This window comes from Bartonella bilalgolemi, from assembly GCF_023500045.1.
Lineage (GTDB): Bacteria > Pseudomonadota > Alphaproteobacteria > Rhizobiales > Rhizobiaceae > Bartonella > Bartonella bilalgolemii.
Genome location: NZ_JAMCOF010000017.1, coordinates 1 through 10,861, shown reverse-complemented (window position 1 = coordinate 10,861; position 10,861 = coordinate 1). Strand labels below are relative to the sequence as shown.

At 34.2% G+C, this 10,861-nt stretch carries 22 protein-coding genes; 6 read left to right on the top strand and 16 right to left on the bottom strand.

Going from position 1 to position 10,861, the window contains the following annotated elements; genetic code table 11:
- The 9 genes from M4Z11_RS07050 to M4Z11_RS07010 form a co-directional block, all read right to left on the bottom strand.
- On the bottom strand, positions 1-581 hold a 581-nt coding region (locus tag M4Z11_RS07050), incomplete at its 3' end, for a nucleotide-binding protein (RefSeq protein ID WP_249677945.1).
- A gap of 214 nt (positions 582-795) precedes the next feature.
- Positions 796-1,194, bottom strand: coding sequence for a type II toxin-antitoxin system VapC family toxin (locus M4Z11_RS07045; RefSeq protein ID WP_249677943.1), 399 nt, complete (start codon positions 1,192-1,194; stop codon positions 796-798).
- Positions 1,191-1,442, bottom strand: a complete 252-nt coding sequence (locus M4Z11_RS07040; protein ID WP_249677942.1) for an AbrB/MazE/SpoVT family DNA-binding domain-containing protein — start codon at positions 1,440-1,442, stop codon at positions 1,191-1,193. Before M4Z11_RS07040 ends, M4Z11_RS07045 begins: the two co-directional genes overlap by 4 nt.
- Positions 1,443-1,679: 237 nt before the next feature.
- Complete coding sequence (locus M4Z11_RS07035; RefSeq protein WP_349628762.1) at positions 1,680-2,282, bottom strand: TrbI/VirB10 family protein; 603 nt, start codon at positions 2,280-2,282, stop codon at positions 1,680-1,682.
- A 90-nt stretch (positions 2,283-2,372) separates the two neighbouring features.
- Positions 2,373-2,666: a hypothetical protein gene (locus M4Z11_RS07030; protein WP_249677939.1), complete on the bottom strand. Its 294-nt coding sequence runs from the start codon at positions 2,664-2,666 to the stop codon at positions 2,373-2,375.
- 66 nt (positions 2,667-2,732) lie between these two features.
- Positions 2,733-2,972, bottom strand: coding sequence for a hypothetical protein (locus M4Z11_RS07025; RefSeq protein ID WP_249677937.1), 240 nt, complete (start codon positions 2,970-2,972; stop codon positions 2,733-2,735).
- Complete coding sequence (locus M4Z11_RS07020; protein WP_249677936.1) at positions 2,972-3,436, bottom strand: conjugal transfer lipoprotein TrbH; 465 nt, start codon at positions 3,434-3,436, stop codon at positions 2,972-2,974. The genes M4Z11_RS07025 and M4Z11_RS07020 overlap by 1 nt, the downstream gene beginning before the upstream one ends.
- Positions 3,437-4,318, bottom strand: coding sequence for a P-type conjugative transfer protein TrbG (trbG, locus tag M4Z11_RS07015; RefSeq protein ID WP_249677934.1), 882 nt, complete (start codon positions 4,316-4,318; stop codon positions 3,437-3,439).
- A gap of 44 nt (positions 4,319-4,362) precedes the next feature.
- Positions 4,363-4,749 (bottom strand): VirB8 family type IV secretion system protein, encoded by a 387-nt coding sequence (locus M4Z11_RS07010; protein ID WP_249677932.1) that lies wholly within the window; start codon positions 4,747-4,749, stop codon positions 4,363-4,365.
- 10 nt (positions 4,750-4,759) lie between these two features.
- On the opposite strand from M4Z11_RS07010, the gene M4Z11_RS07005 reads away from it, so the two are divergent.
- Both M4Z11_RS07005 and M4Z11_RS07000 read left to right on the top strand, forming a co-directional pair.
- Positions 4,760-5,137: a P-loop NTPase family protein gene (locus tag M4Z11_RS07005; RefSeq protein WP_249677931.1), complete on the top strand. Its 378-nt coding sequence runs from the start codon at positions 4,760-4,762 to the stop codon at positions 5,135-5,137.
- Position 5,138: 1 nt separating this feature from the next.
- Complete coding sequence (locus M4Z11_RS07000) at positions 5,139-5,363, top strand: hypothetical protein (RefSeq protein ID WP_249677929.1); 225 nt, start codon at positions 5,139-5,141, stop codon at positions 5,361-5,363.
- Between the two features lie 306 nt (positions 5,364-5,669).
- Here the strand turns inward: M4Z11_RS07000 and M4Z11_RS06995 are convergent, their stop codons facing one another.
- The 5 genes from M4Z11_RS06995 to M4Z11_RS06975 form a co-directional block, all read right to left on the bottom strand.
- Complete coding sequence (locus M4Z11_RS06995) at positions 5,670-6,152, bottom strand: hypothetical protein (RefSeq protein ID WP_249677928.1); 483 nt, start codon at positions 6,150-6,152, stop codon at positions 5,670-5,672.
- 58 nt (positions 6,153-6,210) lie between these two features.
- Positions 6,211-6,516 (bottom strand): hypothetical protein, encoded by a 306-nt coding sequence (locus M4Z11_RS06990; protein ID WP_249677926.1) that lies wholly within the window; start codon positions 6,514-6,516, stop codon positions 6,211-6,213.
- 130 nt (positions 6,517-6,646) lie between these two features.
- Complete coding sequence (locus M4Z11_RS06985) at positions 6,647-7,114, bottom strand: hypothetical protein (RefSeq protein ID WP_249677925.1); 468 nt, start codon at positions 7,112-7,114, stop codon at positions 6,647-6,649.
- 81 nt (positions 7,115-7,195) lie between these two features.
- Entirely contained in the window at positions 7,196-7,501 is a 306-nt protein-coding gene (locus tag M4Z11_RS06980; protein WP_249677924.1) for a hypothetical protein, read from the bottom strand.
- Positions 7,502-7,570: 69 nt separating this feature from the next.
- Positions 7,571-8,212 carry a recombinase family protein gene (locus M4Z11_RS06975; RefSeq protein WP_249677922.1) on the bottom strand — a complete coding sequence of 214 codons (642 nt, stop codon included), beginning with the start codon at positions 8,210-8,212 and terminating at the stop codon, positions 7,571-7,573.
- A 159-nt stretch (positions 8,213-8,371) separates the two neighbouring features.
- Between M4Z11_RS06975 and M4Z11_RS06970 the strand changes: the two genes are divergently transcribed.
- From M4Z11_RS06970 to M4Z11_RS06955, 4 genes are all read left to right on the top strand, one after another.
- Positions 8,372-8,686, top strand: coding sequence for a type II toxin-antitoxin system HigB family toxin (locus tag M4Z11_RS06970; RefSeq protein ID WP_249677921.1), 315 nt, complete (start codon positions 8,372-8,374; stop codon positions 8,684-8,686).
- On the top strand, positions 8,683-9,039 hold the full coding sequence (locus M4Z11_RS06965) for a helix-turn-helix domain-containing protein (RefSeq protein WP_078688292.1): 357 nt from the start codon (positions 8,683-8,685) through the stop codon (positions 9,037-9,039). Before M4Z11_RS06970 ends, M4Z11_RS06965 begins: the two co-directional genes overlap by 4 nt.
- A gap of 397 nt (positions 9,040-9,436) precedes the next feature.
- The gene (gene relB, locus M4Z11_RS06960) at positions 9,437-9,616 is read left to right on the top strand and encodes a type II toxin-antitoxin system RelB family antitoxin (RefSeq protein WP_249677919.1); all 180 of its coding nucleotides are present in this window, start codon (positions 9,437-9,439) and stop codon (positions 9,614-9,616) included.
- Between the two features lie 11 nt (positions 9,617-9,627).
- Entirely contained in the window at positions 9,628-9,915 is a 288-nt protein-coding gene (locus M4Z11_RS06955) for a type II toxin-antitoxin system RelE/ParE family toxin (protein ID WP_249677918.1), read from the top strand.
- A 173-nt stretch (positions 9,916-10,088) separates the two neighbouring features.
- On the opposite strand, the gene M4Z11_RS06950 is transcribed toward M4Z11_RS06955, so the two are convergent.
- Positions 10,089-10,370, bottom strand: coding sequence for a type II toxin-antitoxin system YafQ family toxin (locus M4Z11_RS06950; protein ID WP_249677916.1), 282 nt, complete (start codon positions 10,368-10,370; stop codon positions 10,089-10,091).
- A complete protein-coding gene (locus tag M4Z11_RS06945) occupies positions 10,357-10,620 on the bottom strand; it encodes a type II toxin-antitoxin system RelB/DinJ family antitoxin (RefSeq protein WP_078680035.1) in 264 nt (87 codons plus the stop codon). Before M4Z11_RS06945 ends, M4Z11_RS06950 begins: the two co-directional genes overlap by 14 nt.
- Between the last annotated feature and the right edge of the window lie 241 nt (positions 10,621-10,861).

Here is a 10,861-nt window from a genome sequence, read left to right as displayed (position 1 = left end):
GATAAATCAAAAAGTGATCCCCCTATCTGAAAAAGAGCGCTGTAAGCTCCTCTTTCAGTTAATGAAGCAGGTAAAACAGGAATATTAGCTTTTTCTAACGTTTTTTCTATATGTTGTGCTTCGCGACTATTCAAAGTATTTGTCATTGAAAAGACAATACGAAAGGGTATTTTTCTTTTTAAAAATTGACTCTGTTGTTCTATTAAAGCAATGATCTTACCTATTTGATCTCCATCAAGTTGCTTTTTTCTCATAGGAACTAAAACAAGATCAGCTCTTCCGATAGCAAAAGCAGCTGCAAGATTAGCAGAACCTTCAAGATCAACGATCACAAATGGAAATTTCTCTACAGCTTCATCAATGCATGAAATAATATTCTGTTCTGTAATATCTCCAGAAACTTCTATGTTATCTGGCATAATATCCATAGACCTTTTCATCCACATTACAAGTGGTTGATTTGGATCCGCATCAATCAATTTTACTTTAGATCCAGCTTTTGCAAAAACATTAGCTAACACTAATGCCATTGTTGATTTTCCAACGCCACCTTTTGTTGAACACATAGTAATGACTGGCATAAGATGTTCCTTATTCAATGAATAAACACTAAATAATTAACATATATTTATTACTTATTTATTAAATATTTAAAAAATATTACGTATTTTGTACGTAAATAATAAATATTTATTGTTTAGTTAACTACAATAAGACTTTGTTGGAAGCCTAATCTTCTTTGTTCTGCTAATTGTGCAGCTTCTTTTGCAAAAGTGATATAAGCTGTAGTTTCGATTACTGAAGGAATTTTGCGGATTGTCCGTTTTGCGTTAATAAGTCAATCGCTAATTTATCGAATGAAACAAAGGTTTCGCCACCAAGCCAATGCCCCTCATAGAATATGATCCCATCAGCAAAATCCCCACCAGCTTCAAGAATGGCAAGCCCAGATTCAACAGCTGGTCGATTCATTACTATATTACTCGTTGCTAGCAGATCACGTAACATCCCAGCTATATCTTCTTTTGATAATTTTGCACCTCGACGAAGTATCCAAACAAGTTCGCATAGACAAGGCAAAGAAATAGCTATTAAAGAAGCTTCTCTTAAGATCTTGCTTGCCATCTCACCTTGTTTTTTATCGTCTTGTAAAACAGCACGAGCTAAAACATTTGTATCTACAGAAATCCTCATTTTTTTTCTGCCCAACTAGAAGCAGCAATTTCGTTCATTTCTTCAATGGTTAGTGTCTTTTTTACTTTTCCAGCAAATCGCCCAATGAAGTTATCAATTGTGCTTGTAGGTTGTGCTGCCTTTATACGAAGTTCACCACCTGGTAACTTGTCAAAGTTGATCCGCTCACCTGGTTTAATACCAAGGTGCTGTAATAAATCTCGCTTCAGCGTAATTTGTCCTTTTGCTGTAACAGTTAGCGAAGTCATAGAAAAATCCTCTTATTATAAATATACTTATTAAGTATGCAAAAAGAATGTAAAATTCAATTACTTTATAAAAAATAAGCGTGCAATATTATGTAGGCACCTTTTTCAGCTTGTTATTTTCAGTTATTGAAATGAACCTGCAGCTGTAAATAGCGCTTTTAAATACGAACAACTATCTATAATTATTTATTGAATATTTAACACGTATTTTATACGTAAATAATAAATATTTATTGTTTATCTTAAAGGAAGAATTGCCATTGGATGACCTTGCCACGCAGGTAAAATAATATCTTTTGTGACCATAACACTAAAATTATAACCAGGACGGATAGTGATTGTTGGCTGAATATTGAGGTTTTTACGGGTCATTTCAATACCAACCTCTCCCCATTGCCTACCAAGTTCTGCTGCCAATGTTTCTTTTGCTGTTTCTATTGTACTGTCATCACTCCCTATCTTATGTGTTTTTTGAGACATTTGTGAAGCTCCTGAAATAACAGAAAGCATGAGAGCGTTTCCAAAAACTTTTAAATGATGATTATTCACTTTATCCTTAAATCCTGCATAACCAGATTGATCAGATCCTGGCATATTTCCAAGTGATAATGAAGAGCCATCCGGATAAATAACTCTTGACCAAGCAATCAGTACGCGTTTTTGACCGGTAGATACTCGGCTATCATATGTTCCAATAAGCCTTGACCCCACAGGAATTAAAACATTTTGACCAGTAGCTGAATCATAAACGCTTTCTCTTACTTGCGCTATAATTTGTCCTGGCAAATCGCTATTCACACTACTTATCATAACGCCAGGAATAATAGTTCCAGCCTTAATTTCAAGGCTAGCTTGAATAGCTTCTTGCCTTGTATCTTTTAAATAAACTTCTGCTTCTGGGAATTGCGATAAAAAAGCAATTTTTTGCGCTTACATGTTAGGATCAACTCCATCGTTTCCTGTATATGATGGTGAATTTTTCTCTGCCCCATATCTATTAAATAAACTTTCAGAAATTTTTGTTTGAGAATTATTATTTTGAGTTTTAGAAGCAAGTATTGGCTTTGTATTCAATGTAAAGGAAATTGCAGAATCAGCTTCTAAAGCAGCTTCCATTTTAGTTAAACGTCGTTCTGTAAGATGTATTAAGAATCTTTTTTGCGCTTCTTCTGTTTCATTAACAACTTTATCAGATGTTTTCTGTTCTGAAGAATTGTCAACCAATTTTGATGTTTCTATAGGCTCTAATAATGGAGGATCCGGTAATTTTGCTTGAACATAATCATTGCTTTATGGACGAATGGGTAAGGGTGTTTCATCTACCAATAAGAGTTTTTTATCCTCCACAATGACGGCGTTTGCCTTTTGGCGCAGTATAAAAGTATAAGTGATACCAATAAGCGCAAAGACAATAACTCCTATAGCACCTATCCATGGCATATTGTTAAGATGACGAATTTGCTGTCCATCTGATTTTGAAGTAAAAAAATTGGGAGAGTTTTCAGAAGAAAAGTCTATCTTTTCTTTCATTATTTCCCTCCGTCATTTACACGTGTTAAAAAAGCTGATGATGACACAATATCTCCCGCTAATGAATGAACATAATAACGTGTTACTTCCGTTAAACCATATCGAGCAACTAATATTATACCGTCATCCATTGGCATCACTTTATAAGATAAAGTCATACCAGTGTTTTTGGATTTTTCTAATTGATCGTTATAAATGACACCGTAACCATTTTGCTGTAAAATACTGATAAGCAGAGGAGTAAATTGATCCTGTGTGTTATTTAACTTTATAATAAATGTTGTTGATGCTGGTGGTAAGGGATCTTTAAGATAACTAACAAGATCATTAGCAATAAATTGAATAACTTTTTTCTTAATATTTTGATCAATATAATTTACTAACGATGTTTGTTTGCTATGTATCCCCATCGTAGAACAACCAGCGACAAATACAAAGGAGAGGAATAAGAGATATTTAGACATTTAAATCCCCTTTGTAATTGTTACTCTTTGTTGTTGACTTCCTACACCGGAAATAAGGGCAACTTTGGTAATAACCGTATCAACAACATATCGATTGCCAATAATGCGGTAATTGATTAGTTTTTCACTTGGTTTTCTAAAAAGACGACCATCGTTACCAATAGCAATTAAAGCAGGTGCTTCACCTCTAATTCCATCACCAGGCAATTCAATGTAGGTTTTTAAACCATCTGTATAAACCCGTTTTGGATACCATTTAATTTTTGGATCACTTATAGTAATACGAAAGTTGAAATCAAGTGCGGCCATATTTTGCCCTGTTGGCAATGTAGTACGGTGTTTATCTGTTGCTGCCTTATAAGCAGCCCAATCTTGATCTGTATCATCTGGATAAGAAAAAGAGAGAACAGGAATTGATGAATTTTGAGTACTAGCAAGTTTAATCATATAAGTCCGTCTATCTGTTGTGATAAAGAGATTTGTCGTCAAACTAGCATCTGTGGGCTTCACAACAACATAAGTTGTTTCTGTAGCTCCTGTTCCACTTATGCTGGGACTAATTTTCCATCGAGCTGTATCCCCTGCATGAAGACTATTGATGGTTTCACCAGCTTGTAACTGAATAGTACATATTTCTAAAGGCGTGCAAACAAGCGTAGGAAGAGTTGCCCCATACAGATATTTAACACTCCCATCACTAGAACGAATAGGCTTTGTTGGATTATTTTTCCATTGATTAGCAAGTTTAAGTCCTAAAGCTTCTTTTTCTGTAAGAGGGATTTTTTGTGGTGAAATAACACTAACATTAGATAATAAATCACTTGCTATTGCTGTCGATGTTACGAATGCAATTATTGTTACTAGAATACATTTTTTTAACATAAAATCCCCGCTACATTGTTTTATTGCTATTTATTTTACATTTGCTAGAGTCTCGGCGTCCAAGCGAATTGTTTAACGAATAATCCAATTGGATTAGACATCATCTGTTGCTCAGTTTTAGGAGTTGCTAAAATAACTGTAGCTGTAGCTTGCCAGAGTTTTGTTTCATTAACAGCACCAGTTCTTGCTCTTGTCGTTTCGGTCCACTCGATTTGCCAAGTATCATCAGAAATAGCAATAACTGCATTCACTTGAACTTCGACTGTTTCATTAGCAGAACGAGAATAAGGATCATTTTGTTGATGATATTCAACAAGCATTCGATAAGCCGGTGATTGTGGCAAAGTCATTGAATATGTCTGGTTAATAAGATCTTGTTCCGCTCTCATATCTACATAGACAGTGCGTGCACCAATTAACCAATTTCTCAATGCTACTCGTATGTGCGTTTCATTGGGTACAGGTGGCCAAGCATTGGGGGATACTCTCACCGGATTATTTTCTATCTGTACACAAATTCCCCCCACAGCAAATATTGTTGTTTGGAAAAATGAATTTTTTGGTCCTATTGTCGCAAATGGAAAAAGTTTTGAAGAAATGAAAATATTTCAAGAAACGAAAGATAGAACCTCTGCGATCATTACAATTCCACAGCAAACATCTAGTACTTTTGGTGAAGATATCAAAACAATGCTCGATAAAAAATTAACTTTTAATGAAATCACTGATTCAAACGAATTCAGCATCATGACTAAAAGCCGTTTAGCGCGTGTTAAAAACATGCTATTTGAACAAATATCTATTATTCCAGGAATTTAAAATGTCAATTGATATTGATGCCATTCGGCAAAAAGTAGCTAAAGAATTTAATCAATTGATTCCTCCAAATGATCCAATTCTTATGACCGTCCTTTTATCCGACACAGTTTTAAAAGCGGCTTTAAAAACACTTCATGAGCAACAAAGTATGATGATAAATCATATTCTAACAGCTCGTAATGCTATGGTAGAAGAGGAAAAAAACGGCAGGAAAGTTAATAACTGAAGCGGCTACATACATAAAAAAAGAAATAAATAAAAATCTAAATTCTATTTCTAACCAAATACAATCATATGAAAAAAAATTATTTAAAATATCCAACAGTGAATTGAATATAAATAAAAATCTTAAAAGTTTTACAAAAGAAATAAAGCTTTATACAATATTTATTGGTGCTAGTTTATTTGCAAACATTTTATGTTTTTTTGCTATTTTAATTCACTATTACTTACCTTAAACTTTATCTTTTCTATGTTACTCTCTATAGTTGATAGTGCTAACGAAAACATCGTATCTGTTCTTTTTGGTTTCTTAAAGTGAATGATCTTTATCGTGTGAAAGATCTATACCAATAGCTTTGGCTTGCATTTTTTCGTAAAGTTTGCGCATCACTTTCATATTATCTCTTCGTACATCAATAATCGATTTTTCAGCTGATGTTAAACGAGATTTATCGAGATTTCCTAACCGTGTATAATGCGACGCCATAGCTTGTCGTGCCTCATCATAAGGTAAACCACCTTTGCGATTTTTTGGTAAATTATAAGCCTCATTTATCACCTGATATTTCTCAGGATTTTCTAGAAACGCCACATGCTTCCTGATAGTATCAATCTCAATCAACGCTGTTTTAAGACTGCTTATCATGGATTTGCTATTGCCATACTTAACCAAACCATTTGCTACGATGTAACGCTCCTCTTCGAGTAGCAACAATAAATTTCCACTTTTACCAATATCGCGCATATGATTGTACAAATAATTTCGCGCACTTTGTAATTTTTTGGCAGTCAATGCTGCATTAGAAGTTTGTATACGTGCATCTTCTAGCGCTATAATTCGTTTTATCTTATCAGAAATGGTAACCTCCTATGACAACGCCTTTATCTAACCAGTCTGGACCATATTCTTTATCAGCATTTTTGGTAATAAACCCCATATCACGAATAAACTGTGCTCCATTATGATGCCTAAGTTTCAGAAGTGTATGAGCTGGTAGCTCTACCATTGCCAACCATTCCCATGCTGCTTTGTCATCACCAGCATGACCTGCTGCTTCTGATTCAGAAAGATAGATACTCTCTAAATCTAAACCGCCTGCTCGTAATTCCTCGCGTTCAGCATCGGTCATATAACTTTTTGGTAATTTCTTTTCCATAGAAAACTCCTTTTTATAAGGTTTATTTAAATTTTAATTTACTATTACTTATCTTAAACTTTATCTTTCTATGTTACTCTCTATAGTTGATAGCGCTAACGAAAACAGCGTATCTATTCTTTTTGGCTTCCTAAAGTGAATGACCTTTATCGCGTGAAAGATCTATACCAATAGCTTTGGCTTGCATTTTTTCGTAAAGTTTGCGCATCACTTTCATGTTATCTCTGCGTGCGTCAATAATCGATTTTTCAATGTCTGTTAAACGAGATTTATCGAGATTTCCCAAACGTGTATAATGGGATGCCATCGCCTGCCGTGCTTCGTCATAAGGCAAACCATTTTTGCGATTTTTTGGTAAACTATAAACCTCATTTACCATCTTATATTGCATAGGATCGCTAACAAGCTCCACATGCTTCTTAATAACATCTAATTCAGTTAATGCTGTTCTAAGACTAGCAAACATAGCTTTACTATTGGCATATCGAAACAAATCATTTTCTATGACTTTGTGTTCTGTATCAAGAAGTAACGATAAGTCACCACTACAACCAACATCACAAATATGATTATGCAAATCATTTCGTACATTACACAATTGCTTACTTACCAATGATTCATCAAGAATTTTTACATAGTTATTTTCACGAAAAAAATCCGTTCTAACTTTTTAAACTTATCAGAAATGATGGCCTCCTATCATCACACCTTTGTCTAACCAGTCTGGACCATATTCTTTATCCGCTTCTTTGGTGGAAAATCCCATATCGCGAATAAATTGTGCACCACATTGATGCTTAATAAATAAGAGTGTGTGAGCTGGAGGTTCAGTCATGGCCAACCATTCCCACGCGGTTTTGTCATCACCAACACGATCAGCTGCTTCTGATTCAGCGGTATAAATACCATCCTGAGGTAGTCCACCTGCTCTTAATTTTTCACGTTCAGCATCGGTCATATAACTTTTGGGTAATTTCTTTTTCATAGTAAAAGCCTCCTTATAGAGAAGATATAAAATAATTAATTTAAAAATTAAAAATGGACAACTGAATATTCATGACAGTTTGTCGGTAAAATCCTCAATATCCATTTGATATTTATTATCAATAAATATTGGTTTTCTTTTTATTTTATCTTGTTTCATTCCATTTATTTGTTTTTTTAATCTGAAATAAGTAGCATGTGATATCCCTGTGTTTTCCTTAACAATTTTAGATGATACTCCTTGCTTAATCAGTGCAAATGCTATCTCTCTCTTGGGATGAGGTTTTCGACCAAATTTTATACCTGCTGCCATTGCAGCAACTCTTCCATCATTGGTTCGCTCTAAAATACGTGCACGTTCGGCTTCTGCTACGGCAGCCAAAATCTGAATAATCATTTTTCCCATGGTACCTTCGGTACTCAAACCATTTTCCAAAAAACGTATAGCAATGCCTTTTTTATAACAAGCATCAACAATATGAATCATATCTGCAGTATTACGGCCAAGCCTATCCATTTTTGTACAAATGATCGTATCATCTTTCTCGGCACGGTTGAGAAGCCGTTGTAAGCCTTCTCGTTTATCTGTAGATCCTGTCATCATATCAGTAAAAATACGATCGTCCCGTACCCCAACCTTTTTAAGTTCAGCTACCTGCAATTCTAATTTCTGATGATTAGTTGATACTCTCGCATAACCTAAAAGTGCCATTTTAGTCTCATAAATCGTTTCTGATACAAAATTAGTATCATAATATAAAACAATGATTTATGATACATCTTTTTGCTTCTTTTTGAAAAGTATCAAATATTATAATATTTGACTTAGTACCAAAATGGTACTATAATTAATAAAGATCAGGATACATTTATGAAAATTGTTAAAATCTCTACACTTCAAACTTTTTGTGTTCAATATCCTGATGCTGAACAACCATTAAAAGCATGGATAGATGAAGCTAAAAATGCACAATGGCGTTCTCCTCATGACATTAAAGAGAAGTATAAAAATGCAAGCATATTAAAAAATAATCGTGTTGTTTTTAATATTAGAGGTAATGACTATCGTTTAATTGTTTCAATCTTTTATCCAGCAGGTTGGCTTTATATAAAATTTATAGGAACGCATAAACAGTATGATGCTATTGATGCTAATACTGTGGAACTAAAGGAACTTAAGAAATGAATATCAAACCTATCCGCACTGAAACGGATTACCAAGAAGCTTTAGAAATTGTGTCTGCTATGTTTGACAATCAACCTAAAGAGAATACTCCAGAATTTGATCAAATGGAGGTTCTTGTGCTGTTAATTGAAGCGTATGAAGCAGAACACTATCCTGTTTCTCCCCCTCATCCTATTGAGGCTATTAAATTTAGAATGGAACAAATGAACTTAAGTGCTAAAGATCTCGTTCCTGCAATTGGTCATTTAAATCGCGTTTATGAAATCTTGAGTGGAAAAAGAAAACTAACACTGCGCATGATTAAAAATTTGCACCAACAGTTTAATATCCCATTGGAAAGTCTAATAGCTTAACTTAATTATTTTCTTATGGAAACTGGCGTGTAATAGTTCGCTTTAACGATATGGATATTAAATTAATTGATTATCTAGATTATCACTAAAAAGGAGTGCTTAACAATGATGAAAAATCCTCCACACCGTTCTATCAAACTCTCTGGACCGCTCACCAAAATCATGAATGAAAGGTGAGATCCTTAATGCAAAAACACTTTGAAAACATAATGCGGTAAAGAACACGTAAAAGAGACGTTTCCAGAACTTATTAAACTATTAAACACATCAGGATTTAGTTTAGATGCTGAATAACTTACATATTACCAAAAAGTTCAATATTTTCAATTGCTTGATGTTGACAACATAATCAATAGTAACTATTATTATTTATGATAAATATAAAGGAAATACCGCTATGAAGACTGCTCTTTCTCCATTAGTTTCAGAGTTTGATACAATTGAGCAAGAACTGAGTTATACGGACTGGTTGCGTAACAAGGTAGAAAATAGTCTTTCTAATCCGCATCCTGTTATTCCGCATGATGAGGTTATGGCTGAAATGGAAGCGGTAATAGACCAGTTTGTTGCTAAATAGAAAAAGTTATAATGTTACCAATTGTTTGGTTAGATTCAGCTCGTAGCGATTTACGTCAAATTTTAACTTATATTGCACGTGAAAATCCATCTGCTGCACAACGAATGAAGAAACTGCTAGAAGCGTCTGTGCTGCCTTTATCTGAGCATCCATACTTGTATCAAAAAAGTGAAAGGGTGTTAGGTTTAAGAGAAGTTGTAGCTCATCCAAATTATCTTATACTATATCGAGTAGCTGTAAACCAAGTTGAGATTGTTACTGTAGTACATGCTCGGCGTGAATTTCCTGTTTTTCTTTGATTTTTTATCTCCTTAAAGGAAAAGATTTTAAAATATATTTGTACAACGTCTTCTGAAAAAATCGAAGCAGAAGCAGGGCTTTAACATCTATATTAAGTGGATCATGAGTGCTAGCATTTTGCACCACTCATCGATGAATAATTGATTTTTTTAACAACCTGAAAAAATGCGGTTTAAAGATCAAGTTTTGAATGGGAGCCCAGACGGACTAAAATCAACCTATTTTGACCAATCAGGCGATAAATCAACACTAAGTCAGGTCGAATATGGCAATCCCGATAATTGCTCCAATTCCCAGTTAATGCATGGTCATGATATCGAGGTTCTAAAGGTTGATCATTTGCTAATGCTGCAATGATTTGGCGCAAATCAGTATCTAAAAGATGCCTATACCGTCCTTTCATTTCACGCTTGAAATCACGTTTGAAGATAGTGGTACGTTCAATCGTCCGCATAGAGATCGTCAAATAATTCGTCTACGGAATGAAACTTTTTTAAGTTACCTTCCTCTAGTTCTGCAAAAGCCGCTATAGTTTTCGCATTAGGTTGAAACAAGAAGGACGGAATAGCTTTATCTTGTGCAATACGTGTCATCAACACTCTCACAACATCACTTACTGATAAACCTGAAGCTTGAATAACTTGACTAGCAACATTTTGAATTTCTTCTGGTACACGCGCTTGAACCATACGACTGGCAGCCATAATGATTTCTCCTCTCTCAACTGTATTTCAATGTAATACAATTGAAGTACAATTTCAACTGTAAAGCATTGTTTTTTAGAATGGAAAGGTAGTTTTGTTTAATAACCGCTTGCTTTTTATGGCACAACGGATAACAATTTAATATTTAAATACTCTTTAAATGTTTACTAAATATTTTGTACGTAAATAGTAAATAATTACTATTTATTATGCGCACAATTATTATTTACATAAACTTGAA